The organism is Kyrpidia spormannii (assembly GCF_002804065.1).
GTDB classification, from domain to species: domain Bacteria; phylum Bacillota; class Bacilli; order Kyrpidiales; family Kyrpidiaceae; genus Kyrpidia; species Kyrpidia spormannii.
This window is the reverse complement of the sequence record NZ_CP024955.1, coordinates 134,307-150,191: the sequence shown is the minus strand read 5'-3', so window position 1 is coordinate 150,191 and position 15,885 is coordinate 134,307. Positions and strand designations below refer to the sequence as shown.

General features: G+C 57.5%; 14 protein-coding genes. All 14 read right to left on the bottom strand.

What is annotated here, in order from left to right:
* Positions 1 to 3: 3 nt before the first annotated feature.
* A complete protein-coding gene (rplV, locus tag CVV65_RS00810; protein ID WP_013074229.1) occupies positions 4 to 345 on the bottom strand; it encodes a 50S ribosomal protein L22 in 342 nt (113 codons plus the stop codon).
* Between the two features lie 28 nt (positions 346 to 373).
* Complete coding sequence (gene rpsS, locus CVV65_RS00805; RefSeq protein WP_013074228.1) at positions 374 to 655, bottom strand: 30S ribosomal protein S19; 282 nt, start codon at positions 653 to 655, stop codon at positions 374 to 376.
* A gap of 42 nt (positions 656 to 697) precedes the next feature.
* A complete protein-coding gene (gene rplB / locus CVV65_RS00800) occupies positions 698 to 1,528 on the bottom strand; it encodes a 50S ribosomal protein L2 (protein ID WP_100666551.1) in 831 nt (276 codons plus the stop codon).
* 31 nt (positions 1,529 to 1,559) lie between these two features.
* Positions 1,560 to 1,850 (bottom strand): 50S ribosomal protein L23, encoded by a 291-nt coding sequence (gene rplW, locus CVV65_RS00795; protein ID WP_100666550.1) that lies wholly within the window; start codon positions 1,848 to 1,850, stop codon positions 1,560 to 1,562.
* Positions 1,850 to 2,473 carry a 50S ribosomal protein L4 gene (gene rplD, locus CVV65_RS00790; RefSeq protein WP_100666549.1) on the bottom strand — a complete coding sequence of 208 codons (624 nt, stop codon included), beginning with the start codon at positions 2,471 to 2,473 and terminating at the stop codon, positions 1,850 to 1,852. The genes rplW and rplD overlap by 1 nt, the downstream gene beginning before the upstream one ends.
* 26 nt (positions 2,474 to 2,499) lie before the next feature.
* Positions 2,500 to 3,135 carry a 50S ribosomal protein L3 gene (gene rplC / locus CVV65_RS00785; RefSeq protein WP_100666548.1) on the bottom strand — a complete coding sequence of 212 codons (636 nt, stop codon included), beginning with the start codon at positions 3,133 to 3,135 and terminating at the stop codon, positions 2,500 to 2,502.
* A gap of 27 nt (positions 3,136 to 3,162) precedes the next feature.
* Positions 3,163 to 3,471: a 30S ribosomal protein S10 gene (gene rpsJ, locus CVV65_RS00780; protein WP_013074223.1), complete on the bottom strand. Its 309-nt coding sequence runs from the start codon at positions 3,469 to 3,471 to the stop codon at positions 3,163 to 3,165.
* Positions 3,472 to 3,745: 274 nt separating this feature from the next.
* Positions 3,746 to 4,936, bottom strand: a complete 1,191-nt coding sequence (gene tuf, locus CVV65_RS00775; protein ID WP_013074222.1) for an elongation factor Tu — start codon at positions 4,934 to 4,936, stop codon at positions 3,746 to 3,748.
* A 39-nt stretch (positions 4,937 to 4,975) separates the two neighbouring features.
* Positions 4,976 to 7,051: an elongation factor G gene (gene fusA / locus CVV65_RS00770; protein WP_100666547.1), complete on the bottom strand. Its 2,076-nt coding sequence runs from the start codon at positions 7,049 to 7,051 to the stop codon at positions 4,976 to 4,978.
* Positions 7,052 to 7,147: 96 nt separating this feature from the next.
* Complete coding sequence (gene rpsG, locus CVV65_RS00765) at positions 7,148 to 7,618, bottom strand: 30S ribosomal protein S7 (protein WP_100666546.1); 471 nt, start codon at positions 7,616 to 7,618, stop codon at positions 7,148 to 7,150.
* A 32-nt stretch (positions 7,619 to 7,650) separates the two neighbouring features.
* The gene (gene rpsL / locus CVV65_RS00760; protein ID WP_100666545.1) at positions 7,651 to 8,067 is read right to left on the bottom strand and encodes a 30S ribosomal protein S12; all 417 of its coding nucleotides are present in this window, start codon (positions 8,065 to 8,067) and stop codon (positions 7,651 to 7,653) included.
* A 117-nt stretch (positions 8,068 to 8,184) separates the two neighbouring features.
* The gene (locus tag CVV65_RS00755) at positions 8,185 to 8,445 is read right to left on the bottom strand and encodes a 50S ribosomal protein L7ae-like protein (protein WP_100666544.1); all 261 of its coding nucleotides are present in this window, start codon (positions 8,443 to 8,445) and stop codon (positions 8,185 to 8,187) included.
* A gap of 85 nt (positions 8,446 to 8,530) precedes the next feature.
* Complete coding sequence (rpoC, locus tag CVV65_RS00750) at positions 8,531 to 12,181, bottom strand: DNA-directed RNA polymerase subunit beta' (protein WP_100666543.1); 3,651 nt, start codon at positions 12,179 to 12,181, stop codon at positions 8,531 to 8,533.
* Positions 12,182 to 12,214: 33 nt separating this feature from the next.
* Positions 12,215 to 15,742: a DNA-directed RNA polymerase subunit beta gene (rpoB, locus tag CVV65_RS00745; protein ID WP_100666542.1), complete on the bottom strand. Its 3,528-nt coding sequence runs from the start codon at positions 15,740 to 15,742 to the stop codon at positions 12,215 to 12,217.
* Positions 15,743 to 15,885 lie beyond the last annotated feature (143 nt).

Genomic DNA, 15,885 nt, shown 5'->3' with positions numbered 1-15,885 from the left:
GTTCTATCCCTCCTTTTTCTCACTGACGACCACTGTGATGTGGCTCGTGCGCTTGTGAATCGGAAAAGCACGACCTTGGGCGTGCGGCTGAAACCGCTTTAACGTGGGGCCTGGATCGACGCAGATTTTGCTGATATACAGCCGCTCGACGTCCATGTCGTAATTGTGTTCGGCATTGGCTACGGCCGAGCGGAGCACTTTTTCCACCACCGGCGAGGCCGCCTTGGGGGTGTGCTTCAGAATTGCCAGCGCTTCGCCCACCGACTTTCCGCGGATCAGATCCACAACGAGGCGGGCTTTGCGCGGCGAGATACGAATATACCTCGCCACTGCTGTCGCTTCCATCCTCTTCCCCTCCTTCCGTCATCGTGGGTTACCGACTGCGGGACGACTTTTCGTCTCCTGCATGTCCCTTGTACGTCCTGGTCGGCGCAAATTCTCCCAGCTTATGGCCGACCATGTCCTCGGTAATGTACACCGGCACATGCTTGCGGCCGTCGTGCACCGCGAGGGTGTGGCCTACGAATTGTGGAAAAATGGTCGACCGCCGGGACCAGGTTTTGATGACCTTCTTCTCCCCTTTCGCGTTCATCTCCTCGATCTTCTTCAGGAGATACGCGTCGCAAAAAGGACCTTTCTTTAAGGACCGCCCCATCCTTCCGCCTCCTTTCCTATTGATCCGACCGATCCGATGACCTCATTTCTTGCGAGGACGGACAATGTACTGATCGCTTGGCTTGTTCTTCTTGCGGGTCTTTTTGCCGAGAGTGGGTTTACCCCAAGGGCTGACCGGCGCTTTGCGGCCGATGGGGGATCGCCCTTCACCGCCACCGTGGGGGTGATCCACGGGATTCATCACGACACCCCGGACCGTCGGCCGTTTACCCATCCAGCGGGATCGCCCGGCTTTGCCGATGCTCACATTCTCGTGATCGAGATTGCCGACTTGGCCGATCGTCGCCCGGCACTCCAATCGGATCAACCGCACTTCTCCGGAGGCCAGCCGAACATGGGCATAGGCTCCTTCTTTTGCCAGGAGTTGGGCCTCGGTACCTGCAGCCCTCACCAACTGACCGCCAGCCCCCGGTTTTAACTCGATGTTGTGGATAATGGTACCCACCGGGATGTTCGCCAATGGCAAAGCATTCCCCACTTTGATGTCCGCCTGCGGCCCGGAGTGGATCGTGTCTCCCACGGACAAACCGTGAGGAGCGAGAATGTACCGTTTCTCGCCATCCGCATAATGGATGAGAGCAATGTTGGCGGATCGGTTTGGATCGTATTCAATCGAAGCAACGCGGCCGGGAATGCCATCCTTGTCGCGTTTAAAATCAATGATGCGATATTTTCGCTTTGTGCCCCCGCCCCGATGACGAACGGTCAGCCTGCCTTGGTTGTTGCGACCTGCGTGCTTTTTCAGGGGAACGAGCAGTGACCGTTCCGGTTCGTCGGTGGTAATTTCCTCAAAAGTCGACACCGTCATGAATCGCCGGCCGGCAGAGGTCGGTTTGAACTTTTTAATCGGCATCTAGACTCCCTCCTTTTCTGTGGGGATCGGATCACGCTCCGTCAAAGATCTTGATCTCCTTCGAGTCCTCCGTCAAAGTGACCACGGCCTTCTTCCGCTCTGCCGTATACCCGGTGTGCCGCCCGTAACGCTTCTTTTTGCCGGGTACGCGGATCGTGTTGACCTTCGCGACCTTCACATCAAAGATCGCTTCCACCGCTTTTTTGATCTCCACTTTGTTCGCCCGCGGGTCCACAAAGAAGGTATATTTTCGCAAAGCCATCTGATCGGTACTTTCCTCGGTGACCACCGGCCGAAGGATGATGTCATAGGGGCTTTTCATCAGGCGAACACCTCCTCGATCCGCTTTACAGCGCCCGTCGTGACAACGAGGTGATCGTGGTGTAAAAGATCGACCACATTGATATCCGTCGCCGGGAGGTATTTCACACCCGGGATGTTCCGGGCTGACAGGTATGCGGGCTGGTTGAGGCCTTCTCCGACCACCAGCGCCTTGCCCGGCACTTTCAGATTAGACAGGATCCGGATCATTTCTTTGGTTTTCGGGGCCTCGATCGGGATGGAATCCAGGACGATCAGGCTACCCTCGGACACCTTCGAGCTGAGGGCGCCGCGAATCGCCAGACGGCGGAGCTTCTTGGGCAGCCGCATTGAAAAATCCCGGGGCTGGGGTCCAAAAACCGTGCCGCCCCCCACCCATTGCGGCGCGCGAATGCTGCCTTGCCGGGCCCGGCCCGTCCCTTTTTGGCGCCATGGCTTGCGCCCGCCACCGCGTACCAACGCTCGGTTCTTGGTGGCCCGGGTGCCTTGTCTCGCGTTGGCCAACTGAGCCACCACCGCCTGGTGAAGCACGGCCGGCTTGACGTCCACTCCGAACACTTTTTCCGATAGCTCAAGTTCGCCGACCTGTTCTCCCGCCGCATTGTATACTGCAACTTTTGGCACTGGACTTTCCTCCTTTCCGGGTGTATTCACTTCACCGTTGCTTTGACCGCCGATTTCACGATCACATAGCTGTTCCGGGGGCCCGGTACCGCACCTTTTACAAGGAGCAGGTTGCGCTCTGGATCGGCTTGGATCACTTCAAGGTTTTGAACGGTCACCCGCTCTCCGCCCATTCGGCCGGGCAGGGTCTGGCCCTTAAACACCCGGTTGGGCGCAATGGAGCCCAGGGAACCTACGCCCCGGTGATATTTTGAGCCGTGGGCCATGGGGCCGCGTGCCTGATTGTGGCGCTTGATCGCGCCCGCGTAGCCTTTACCTTTGGAGATCCCGGTGACGTCCACCAGTTCCCCCGGAGCGAAAACGTCCGCCCGCAGTTCCTGTCCCACTTCATATTCCGCGATATCGACATTGCGGATCTCGCGAATATATTTCTTCGGAGTTGCCCCGGACTTGGCTGCGTGGCCAGTCTCCGGCCGGTTTGCCCGCCGGCCCTTTTTGTCGGCAAACCCCAACTGGATCGCCACATACCCGTCGGTTTCCACGGTTTTCTTTTGCAGGACAATGCATGGACCCGCTTCGATGACGGTGACCGGGACCACGCGTCCATCCTCCCGGAACACCTGGGTCATACCGAGTTTCCGTCCCAAGATACCTTTCATGATTCCACCTCCTCGACCTTGCGGAGTTCGTCAGAGTTTGATCTCAATGTCCACGCCGGATGGCAGATCCAGTCGCATCAGCGCATCCACCGTCTGAGGCGTGGGGTTGACGATGTCGATCAGCCGTTTATGAGTCCGCATTTCGAACTGCTCCCGGGAGTCCTTATACTTGTGGGGAGCCCGGAGAATGGTGATCACCGACCGCTCTGTGGGCAGCGGCACGGGTCCCGAAACTCCTGCGCCAGACCGTTTGGCCGTCTCGACGATCTTCTCCGCAGACTGATCGAGAATACGATGGTCAAAGGCTTTGAGGCGGATTCGAATCTTTTGCTTCGCCATATGAGTATCCCTCCTTTGTCGCCCAATCCTCTGGACCTACTCCGCAAAAATTCCCCGATTGGTGCCCATATGGCCTGGCACATCGGCAACCTTTTGCTTCATCGCAGCAAGTGCCCAACAGTCGAAATTATACTATAAGGCCTCCGTGAAACTCAACCGAAATCTTTCAGCCACAAAAGAGATAAAGAGGCGTCAACCCCCTTGAAACTGCTCATGGGTTGCGGACGGCAGGAAAAAGTCGGGCCCGAAGGCCCGACCGTTTCCGACCCGCCACTTATTGCAGGATCGCCGTGACGGCCCCAGCCCCCACCGTTCGGCCGCCTTCCCGAATGGCAAAGCGGGTTCCTTCCTCCAGGGCGATCTGGCTAATCAGTTCCACTTCCATCGTGACGTTATCCCCCGGCATAACCATCTCGGTGCCTTCGGGGAGTTTGACAACGCCGGTCACGTCCGTGGTCCGAAAATAGAACTGCGGGCGATACCCGTTAAAGAACGGGGTGTGCCGGCCGCCTTCCTCCTTGGTCAGGACATAGACCTGAGCCCGGAATTTGGTGTGAGGTTTGATGCTCCCGGGTTTCACTAACACCTGGCCGCGCTCCACCTCTTTGCGATCAACACCGCGCAGCAGAACGCCGATGTTATCGCCGGCCACCGCTTCATCAAGCAGTTTCCGGAACATCTCTACGCCGGTAACGACAGTTTTCTTCGGCTCTTCCCGCAGACCGACGATCTCGACCTCATCCCCGACTTTGACCTTCCCGCGCTCGACCCTGCCCGTGGCCACCGTTCCGCGGCCGGTGATCGTGAACACGTCTTCCACCGGCATCAGGAAGGGTTTATCGACTTCCCGCTCGGGGGTCGGAATGTATTCATCGACAGCGTTCATGAGCTCTTCGATCTTATCCGCCCAGGGGCCGTTGGGATCTTCGAGCGCCTTGAGCGCAGAACCCCGAATCACCGGGACGTCATCGCCGGGGAACTCATATTCGTTGAGCAGATCCCGGACCTCCATTTCAACCAGTTCCAACAGCTCCTCGTCATCCACCATGTCGCATTTGTTCAGGAAGACGACGATGTAGGGCACGCCAACCTGTCGCGCCAGGAGGATGTGTTCCCGGGTCTGAGGCATCGGGCCATCCGCCGCCGACACCACCAGGATGGCACCGTCCATCTGAGCGGCTCCGGTGATCATGTTCTTCACATAGTCCGCGTGTCCCGGGCAGTCCACGTGGGCATAGTGCCGCTTCTCGGTCTCATACTCCACGTGAGCGGTATTGATGGTAATGCCGCGTTCCTTTTCCTCCGGGGCCTTGTCGATCTCATCATACTTCGTGGCTTGGGCGCGCCCGTGTTTCGCCAACACGGCAGTGATCGCCGCGGTCAGCGTAGTCTTGCCGTGGTCGACGTGACCGATCGTCCCGATATTGACGTGGGGCTTGGTGCGCTCGTACTTTTGTTTCGCCATGGGTTTCAACTCCCTCTTGTGATAATCGTTTGGTGAAGCTCATTCGCCCTTAGATTTGGCGATGATCTCCTGGGCCACAGACTTGGGTACTTCCTCGTAGCTGTAAAACTCCATACTGTAAACGCCCCGGCCTTGAGTTCGGGAACGCAGGTTGGTCGCGTAGCCGAACATCTCCGCCAAGGGGACGTAACCACGAATCACTTGGGCACCGGCCCGGGTCTCCATCCCTTCGATGCGCCCCCGCCGGGAATTGATGTCGCCCATGATATCCCCCATATACTCCTCCGGCACAATGACCTCGACCTTCATGATCGGTTCGAGGAGATAGGGGTCTGCCTTGGCAGCGCCTGATTTCAGCGCCATGGAGCCTGCAATCTTGAAGGCCATCTCCGAAGAGTCGACATCGTGATAGGACCCATCCACCAAGGTCGCCTTCATATCGATAAGCGGATACCCCGCGACCACGCCGTTTTGCATGGCCTCCTGGATCCCTTCATCCACAGCCGGAACGTATTCCTTGGGGACCACGCCGCCGACAATCTTGTTCTCGAACACGTAGCCCTGGCCGCGCTCAAGAGGTTCGAGTTCGAGCCAAACGTGGCCGTACTGACCGCGTCCACCGGATTGACGGACGAACTTGCCTTCCACCTTGACTTTCTTCCGGATGGTTTCCTTATAAGCCACCTGGGGTTTACCCACGTTGGCCTCGACTTTGAACTCCCGCTGCAGGCGATCGACGATGATCTCCAAGTGGAGTTCTCCCATGCCGGCAATAATCGTTTGCCCCGTCTCCTGGTCCGTCCAGGTCCGGAAGGTGGGGTCTTCTTCCGCCAGCTTTTGAAGGGCTAGCCCCATCTTATCTTGGTCTGCCTTGGTTTTCGGCTCAATGGCGACCCGAATGACCGGCTCAGGAAATTCCATCGATTCCAGGATGACGACATTCTTATCGTCGCAAAGAGTGTCCCCGGTAGATGTATCCTTCAAGCCAACGGCGGCCGCGATATCCCCCGCGTACACCGTGTCGATGTCCTCCCGGTGATTCGCGTGCATCCGAACGATGCGCCCGATCCGCTCCCGTTTGTTTTTTGTGGAGTTTAGGACATAGGACCCAGAACTTAGGGTCCCGGAGTACACCCGGAAGAACGCCAATTTGCCAACATAGGGGTCGGTCATGATCTTAAAGGCCAAGGCCGAAAAAGGTTCGTCATCGCCCGAATGGCGCTCCACTTCGTTCCCTTCTGAGTCCGTGCCACGAACCGGCGGAATATCCACCGGAGATGGCAGGAAGTCGACAATGGCGTCCAGCAACAACTGAACCCCTTTGTTCCGGTAGGAAGACCCGCACAGCACCGGAACGATCTTTCCGGAAATCGTTCCCGCCCTAAGAGCACCTTTGATTTCATCGACGGTGATCTCCTCACCCTCGAGGTATTTCATCATCAAATCTTCATCGACCTCAGCCACGGCTTCCAGCAGGTTCTGGCGATATTCCTCGGCCCGGTCTTTGTATTCCGCCGGGATCTCCCGGGCTTCACTGCGGGTACCGAGATCATCGAGGTAGTAATACGCCTGCATGCCGACGAGGTCAATCATCCCTTCAAAGGTATCCTCCGCCCCGATGGGGAGTTGAATAGGGACAGCGTTGGCTCCCAGCCGTTCCTTCATCTGACTCACGGCACGATAGAAATCCGCGCCGATGATGTCCATCTTGTTCACATACGCGATGCGCGGAACATGGTACTTGTCTGCTTGGCGCCACACCGTCTCGGACTGGGGTTCAACGCCGCCTTTGGCGCAAAATACGCCAACAGCGCCGTCGAGTACCCGGAGTGAGCGTTCCACCTCGACGGTAAAGTCCACGTGTCCGGGCGTGTCGATAATGTTAATGCGGTGACCCTTCCATTGGCACGTCGTAGCGGCGGACGTAATGGTGATCCCTCGCTCCTGCTCTTGGACCATCCAGTCCATGGTGGCAGCGCCTTCATGGACCTCACCGATCTTGTGCACCCGGCCGGTGTAAAACAGAATCCGCTCCGTGGTCGTGGTTTTTCCCGCGTCAATGTGGGCCATGATACCGATGTTCCGCGTTTTCTCCAGCGGGAATTCCCTGGCCATCCCATGTCCCCCTTTCTTTACAGATTCACGCCGGCTCCACCGGTTATCAAACTGATCACCCTTGACATCACCCGAAGGCTATGGGGTAACCCCGAATCACCATCGGTAATGTGCAAAAGCTTTGTTCGCCTCCGCCATCCGGTGGGTGTCGTCCTTTTTCTTCACCGCGCCACCAGCCCCGTTGGCCGCATCGAGAATCTCATTGGCGAGTCGCTCTTGCATCGACTTTTCGTTGCGTTCCCGCGCGTAATTCACCAACCACCGCAGGCTCAAGGTCACCCGCCGCTCCGGGCGGACCTCGACGGGAACTTGGTAGTTCGCCCCTCCGACCCTTCGAGCTTTAACCTCCAAGACGGGCATTGTGTTTTTCACCGCCTGTTCGAACACTTCCAGCGGATCCCGGCCCGTCCGTTCCCGGACCAGGTCAAAGGCGCCGTAGACGATCCGTTCCGCCAGACCCCTTTTGCCGTCCATCATGACTTTATTGATGAGGCGGGTTACGAGCTTGCTATCGTATATCGGGTCCGGCATGACATCCCTCTGGGGCACCGGTCCTTTTCTCGGCATATTGATCCCTCCTTCCCGCCTTCATACGCTCATCACTTTTGCTTTGGCCGTTTCGCACCGTACTTGGACCGTCCTTGCATCCGATCTTTCACGCCGGCTGCATCCAACGTTCCCCGCACGATATGGTACCGCACACCCGGGAGATCTTTGACCCGGCCACCCCGGACGAGAACGACCGAGTGTTCTTGAAGGTTGTGACCAACCCCGGGAATATAGGCTGTCACTTCAATCCCGTTTGTCAAGCGAACCCGGGCGTACTTTCGCAGCGCCGAATTCGGCTTTTTCGGCGTCATCGTGCCGACACGGGTGCATACGCCGCGTTTCTGAGGAGAAGGAAGATCCGTCTCCTCCTTTGTGAAGGTATTGTATCCCTTCAACAACGCGGGTGCAGTGGACTTTTTCTCCACCATCTTGCGCCCTTGGCGCACCAATTGATTAATGGTCGGCATGCCGACACCTCCTTCCCGCATTCACGATCCATCGGTCAGCCCCGCGCCCGGCGGGAGATCCTCAGCAAGGCCCCGCCGGGCCCGCCTGGCCGCCGCCCCATGATCAGGAAGAGACCTTCAAGTCGAGTTCTCTTCGATGATCGCCGCGGCGGCCGCACCCACGTCAATTCCACAGGCTTTGCCAAGTTGTTTCATGGAATCGACCCATACGAGGCTCACTTGCTTTTGCTCACACAACGCCACCACGCGCGCCACCACATGCCGGTCGGCGTCCTTTGCCACGTAAACCTCAACGGGACTCTTCTCCTGTAAAGCTTTGAGAGTTTGATTGGTGCCGATGACGATCCGTTTGGCGCGCTTTAATCGGTCATAAGGCATCCAACCGCCTCCTCAGACACCGGCCGTGGACACACTTAGATATATTAGCACCCGGCGTCAAGCGGTGTCAACTTGTGAATCCCGTTTATTCCGTGACGGTTTCTGCCTCGACGCCCTCTTCCCAGCCGGGGTTTTCTTCATCTTCCACCGCCGGCTCCGGCAGTGCCTCCTCCTCCAATGTCAAGCCCCGGTAGCGCGCCATTCCCGTCCCCGCTGGGACCAACTTCCCGATGATCACGTTTTCCTTCAACCCAAGCAGCCGGTCAACCTTTCCTTTGATCGCCGCATCGGTGAGGACCCGGGTCGTCTCTTGGAATGACGCCGCCGACAAGAAGGAATCGGTCTCCAGAGAAGCCTTGGTGATCCCGAGGAGAGCCGGGCGGGCAATCGCCGGTTCGAGACCGCTGGCAAAGGCCTGGCGGTTCGCTTCCTCGTAATCCCGGAGATCAACGTAAGTCCCCGGAAGCAGATCGGTATCCCCGCTATCCACAATTCGAACCTTGCGCAGCATCTGGCGAATCATAACCTCGACATGCTTGTCATTGATGTCTACCCCCTGAAGCCGGTAGACGCGCTGGACTTCCCGGAGAAGGTAATTCTGGACCCCCTTCAGTCCTTTGACCCGGAGCATATCCTTGGGATCGACGGACCCTTCGATCAACTCGTCCCCGGCCTCCACCGTTTGACCCACGGTCACCCGGATCCGGGACCCATAGGGTACCGCGTACACCTTCGTTTCCTTTTCGCCCGCGATCTCGATCTCCCGTTTGTCTTTGCCGTCCCGGATGTCGGCCACGGTCCCATCAATCTCGGTGATCACCGCCTGGCCCCGGGGATTCCTCGCTTCAAAAAGCTCTTGTACGCGAGGTAGACCTTGCGTGATATCGTCCCCGGCCACGCCACCGGTGTGGAACGTCCGCATGGTCAACTGGGTGCCGGGCTCCCCGATGGACTGAGCGGCGATGATGCCCACCGCCTCGCCGATCTCCACCATCTTGCCCGTGGCGAGATTCCGGCCGTAACACCGCACACACACCCCATGTTTCGTGCGGCAGGTCAAGACCGTCCGAATGACGACCTTCCGGATGCCCGCTTCAACGATGGCCCGCGCTTTGTCTTCATCAAGCAACTCGTTGCGATGGACGATGATCTCGCCGGTCTCCGGGTGATGGACATTCTGAAACGCCACTCGCCCATTGATCCGATCGAACAGGTCTTCGATAACTTCCCGACCATCCCGAATCTCATCCACTTCAAACCCCTTGTCGGTGCCGCAGTCTTCCTCTCGAACGATGACATCTTGGGCGACATCCACCAGGCGCCGGGTCAAGTACCCCGAGTCTGCCGTCCGCAGGGCTGTGTCCGCGAGACCTTTCCGGGCTCCGTGAGTAGAAATAAAATACTCCAACACCGTAAGGCCTTCCCGGAAGTTCGATTTAATCGGCAACTCGATGATCCGCCCCGAAGGATTGGCCATCAGCCCGCGCATCCCGGCCAGTTGCGTGATCTGGGACACGTTACCTCGTGCACCGGAGTTGGCCATCATATAGATCGGGTTAAAGCGATCCAAGGAGCGCATCAAGACGTCGGTCAGATCGTCTTTCGCCCTCCCCCAGATGGAGATCACCCGTCCGTACCGTTCATCCTCGGTGATCAAGCCCCGGCGGTACTGATTCTGGACCACCTGCACGTTCTTTTCAGCCTCGGCGAGAATCTCTTCCTTCTCCTTGGGAACGGTGATGTCCGCCACGGAGATGGTAATACCCGCCTTGGTGGAATAATGAAATCCGAGTTTCTTGATGCGGTCCAGGATCACGGCGGTCTCCGTGGTCCCGTATCTTCGGAAACAATCGGCGATGATCGAACCGAGATAGCCCTTTACAACAGCTTGGGAATCGGCCACATTCAAGTCGCGAATTCGGGCCGGCAAATCCGCGCCTTTTTCGAAAATAAAGTAGCGATCCGGAGTCCCCTTGAGCAGATTTTCCTTACTCCCGGTATTGATGTACGGAAAATCCGCCGGGAAAATCTCATTAAAGATCAGCTTCCCCACCGTCGTAATCAACAGGGCGTCCTGTTGAGCCGCGGTAAATGACGTCTTGTTGAGAGAAGCGGCCGGCAGGGCAATGCGGCTGTGCAATCCAACGATGCCCCGCTCATAGGCAGCGATCGCCTCATTGGGATCGGCGAAAATCCGCCCTTCGCCTTTCCCGCCCTCCTTTTCAATGGTCAGGTAATAACTTCCCAGAACCATATCCTGGGTTGGCGTGACCACTGGCTTCCCGTCTTTCGGGTTTAAAATGTTATGGGCCGCCAACATCAGAATTCTCGCCTCGGCCTGGGCTTCCGCCGAAAGCGGCACGTGGACAGCCATCTGGTCCCCGTCAAAGTCGGCGTTGTACGCGGTGCACACCAGCGGGTGGAGCTTGATGGCCCGCCCCTCCACCAATACGGGTTCAAAGGCTTGAATGCCCAGGCGATGCAAGGTGGGCGCGCGGTTCAACAGGACGGGATGCTCCCGGATTACGTCCTCCAACACATCCCACACCTCGGGAGAGACGCGCTCCACTTTCCGTTTCGCACTCTTAATGTTGTGGGCCAGCCCCTGACTCACCAGTTCTTTCATCACAAAAGGTTTGAACAGCTCCAGGGCCATCTCCTTGGGAAGACCGCATTGGTACATCTTCAACTCTGGGCCCACTACGATCACCGAGCGTCCGGAATAATCGACGCGCTTGCCGAGAAGATTCTGCCGGAACCTCCCTTGCTTCCCTTTCAGCATATGGGAGAGGGATTTCAGCGGTCGATTCCCCGGCCCTGTCACCGGCCGACCCCGGCGCCCATTGTCGATGAGGGCGTCCACCGCTTCCTGAAGCATCCGTTTTTCGTTTTGAACGATAATGTCTGGAGCCCCCAGGTCCAGCAGCCGCTTGAGCCGGTTGTTCCGGTTGATCACCCGCCGGTACAGATCGTTCAAATCGGACGTTGCAAATCTGCCCCCGTCCAGTTGCACCATTGGGCGCAACTCCGGCGGAATGACCGGCAGCACGTCGAGGATCATCCACTCCGGGCGATTGCCGGACTGGCGGAAGGCCTCCACCACCTCCAGGCGCTTGATGGCCCGGTTCCGGCGCTGACCTTGGGCGGTGCGGAGCTCTTCTTTGAGCTGCTCCGCTTCTTTGTCTAAATCGATCTCTTGGAGAAGCTTTTTGATCGCTTCTGCACCCATCCCCGCCTCAAAGGCATACCCGTATTTCTCCCGGTAGCTGCGGTACTCCTTTTCCGAAAGAAGTTGTTTTTTCTCAAGAGGCGTGTCTCCAGGATCGGTCACGACATAGGAGGCGAAATAAATGACCTCCTCCAGGGCCCTGGGGGACATATCCAACACCAAGCCCATCCGGCTGGGGATCCCCTTGAAATACCAAATATGCGAAACCGGCGCCGCCAGCTCGATATGTCCCATCCGCTCCCGCCGGACTTTCGCCCGGGTGACTTCCACGCCGCAGCGGTCGCAAACCACCCCTTTGTATCGAACCCGTTTGTATTTGCCACAGTGGCACTCCCAATCCCGGGTCGGCCCGAAAATCTTCTCGCAAAAGAGACCCTCTTTTTCCGGTTTCAGGGTGCGGTAATTGATCGTCTCGGGTTTTTTGACTTCACCGTGCGACCACGAGCGAATCTTTTCCGGCGATGCCAGGCCGATCTTCATGAACTCGAAGTTGTTGACGTCCAACAAGGAGCGTTCCTCCCTTTTCCCTGGGCTTCTCCCTCAATCCTCACCGATTTCGCGGGCTTCGAGATTCAGGTGAAGTTTATCTTCTTCGTCATCGTCAGACTCCCGCATGATGATCTCCTGTTCGTCTTCGGAGAGGATTTTGACGTCCATCGCAAGGCTTTGCAGTTCCTTGATCAACACTTTAAACGACTCCGGAACCCCGGGCTCCGGCACGTTCTCGCCTTTGACGATCGCCTCGTACGTCTTGACGCGCCCCACGACGTCGTCCGACTTCACTGTGAGAATCTCCTGCAGCGTATAGGCCGCTCCATAGGCCTCCAGAGCCCAGACCTCCATCTCTCCGAATCGCTGGCCGCCAAACTGCGCCTTGCCCCCCAGAGGCTGTTGGGTGACCAAGGAGTACGGGCCCGTGGATCGGGCGTGGATCTTGTCATCCACCAGGTGGTGAAGTTTCAACATGTAGACGTACCCGACTGTCACCCGGTTGTCGAAGGGCTCCCCGGTGCGGCCATCATATAGGACAGTCTTCCCATCCCGGTCGAGGCCGGCCTCTTCTAACGCATCAAAAATGTCGTGCTCTGTGGCGCCATCGAACACCGGGGTGGCCATGCGCAGCCCCGTGGCTTTTGCGACCATGCCCAAATGGGTTTCCAGTACCTGTCCGATGTTCATGCGGGAAGGCACCCCGAGGGGATTCAAGACGATTTCTACCGGCGTCCCGTCCGGCAAAAAGGGCATGTCTTCCTCCGGGAGGATTCGGGCGATCACGCCTTTATTGCCATGACGTCCCGCCATCTTGTCCCCTTCGGAAATCTTTCGCTTTTGAGCGATGTACACCCGGACCAACTGGTTGACCCCCGGGGGCAGTTCATCCCCGTTTTCCCGGGTGAACACCTTCACGTCTACGACAATCCCGGCCCCGCCGTGGGGAACCCGAAGGGAAGTGTCCCGGACTTCCCGGGCCTTCTCCCCGAAAATGGCGTGAAGCAACCGCTCTTCGGCGGTCAGTTCCGTCATACCCTTCGGCGTGACTTTGCCGACCAGGATATCCCCGGCGTAGATCTCCGCCCCAACCCGGATGATCCCCCGATCATCCAGGTGCCGCAGGGCATCTTCCCCGACATTCGGAATATCCCGGGTGATCTCCTCGGGTCCCAGCTTGGTGTCCCGGGCTTCAGCCTCGTATTCCTCGATATGAATCGACGTGTAGACATCCTCCTTGACCAACTTCTCGCTGAGGAGGATGGCATCCTCGTAGTTGTACCCCTCCCAGGTCATAAAGGCCACCAGCACGTTCCTGCCAAGGGCGAGCTCTCCTTGGTCAGTCGCCGGGCCGTCGGCGATGATGTCGCCGGCTTGCACCTTCTCGCCTTTGCGGACAATCGGACGCTGATTGATACAGGTCCCCTGATTGGAACGCCGAAACTTCAGCAGTTTATATTTGTCCAGGTCTCCGGACACGACTTGGCCATCGACTTCCTCCTGCACCCGGATCCAAATCTCATCGGCGGTCACCCGCTCCACCACACCGGCCCGTTTCGCAACGGTGCATACCCCGGAATCCTTGGCCGCCTTATACTCCATTCCCGTACCTACAAAAGGAGATTCGGTGACAAGCAAGGGCACTGCCTGTCGCTGCATGTTCGATCCCATCAAGGCGCGGTTGGCGTCATCATTTTCCAAGAATGGGATCAACGCCGTGGCCACGGAAACCACCTGTTTAGGAGACACGTCCATGTAATCGATTCTGGAGCGGGGAAACATGCCGATCTCTTCTTTGTATCGGGCGATGACCTGTTCTTGGGCGAACCTTCCATCTTCGTCCAGTTCCGCATTGGCCTGGGCAATCACATAATTGTCCTCCTCGTCCGCCGTCAGGTAATGGATCTCATCGGTTACCACACCCGTTTCCGGGTCCACCCGGCGGTACGGCGTTTCGATAAACCCGTATTCGTTAATCCGGGCGTAGGAGGAGAGGGAATTGATCAAGCCAATGTTCGGCCCTTCGGGCGTTTCAATCGGACACATCCGCCCATAGTGAGAATGGTGAACGTCCCGTACTTCAAACCCCGCCCGTTCTCGGGTCAAGCCCCCAGGCCCCAAAGCTGATAAACGGCGTTTATGTGTCAATTCCGCCAGTGGATTGGTTTGGTCCATAAATTGGGATAACTGGCTGGAACCGAAAAACTCCTTGATGGCAGCAATCACCGGCCGGATGTTGATGAGCGCTTGGGGCGTGATGGCGTTGGCATCCTGGATGGACATACGCTCCCGGACCACTCGCTCCATACGGGACAGGCCGATCCGGAACTGGTTTTGCAGCAGTTCCCCCACCGACCGAAGACGACGATTCCCCAAGTGGTCGATATCGTCAATATCTCCCACCCCGTGAAGAAGGTTGAGAAAATAGTTGACCGATGCAATGATATCGGCCGGCACGATGTATTTCACCGACTTATCCACCATGCCATTGCCAATGACCTTGATGACCTGGCCTTCTACAAGCGGGCTGAATATCCGTACCTCTTGAAGGCGAATCACATCGTCCTCCACCACCCCGGAGGATTTGCGATACTCCTTCATATTCATGCCGGCCTCCAGGGCCGGAACCACTTTGTCCAGCAAGCGCCGGTCCAGAACCCGCCCCGCTTCAGCCACAACTTCCCCGGTTCGGGGGTCCACCAGGTCCTCGGCCAGACGCTGATTTAACAGGCGATTCTTCAGATGAAGCTTTTTATTGATCTTGTATCGGCCGACATTCGCCAAGTCGTACCGTTTCGGATCGAAAAACCGGGACGTCAACAGCGCCCGGGCATTCTCCAAAGTCGGCGGCTCGCCAGGCCGGAGCCGGTCGTAAATCTCCAGCAGCGCCTTCTCCACGCTGTCGGTGTTATCCTTTTCCAGGGTGTTGCGCAAGTACTCATCTTCTCCGAAAAGATGTAGAATGTCGGCATCAGTGGAGAAACCCAGCGCTCTCAGGAGCACTGTCACCGGGATCTTCCTCGTGCGATCGATTCGAGCGTAGATCACGTCCTTCGTGTCAGTCTCGAGCTCCAACCAAGCGCCTCGATTGGGAATGACCGTAGCCCCATAGGTGCGTTTTCCATTCTTATCCGCCTTGGCGTTAAAATACACGCTGGGCGAACGCACCAGCTGGCTGACAATCACCCGTTCAGCACCATTGATGATGAACGTTCCGGTCTCGGTCATGAGAGGAAAATCCCCCATGAACACTTCTTGTTCTTTGACCTCGCCGGTCTCCCGATTGATCAGCCGAACTTTGACGCGCAGGGGCGCCGCATAGGTTACATCTCGTTCCTTGGACTCTTCGACCGAATACTTTGGTTCTCCCAGGGTGTAGTCTACAAACTCCAACACCAAGTTCCCCGTGAAATCGGTGATCGGTGAAATGTCTTGAAACATCTCCCGGAGTCCTTCTTCGAGGAACCATCGGTAAGAATTCTGTTGAATCTCAATGAGATTCGGCAATGGGAGAACCTCATGAATCCGCGCGAAGGACCACCGTTTGCGACGACCATAGTCGACGAGCTGCCCGCGCAATGCTGTCACCCCTCACACCTTGTCGTGGATGGCTGCCCCTTGTCGACCTCAGATTGCCCCATAAACAAAAAATGGGTCGTATTCACAGGTGAGTCAGCCCATCTGTCGTCCCGCCACACTGCTGCCATTATGCTATAGGGATT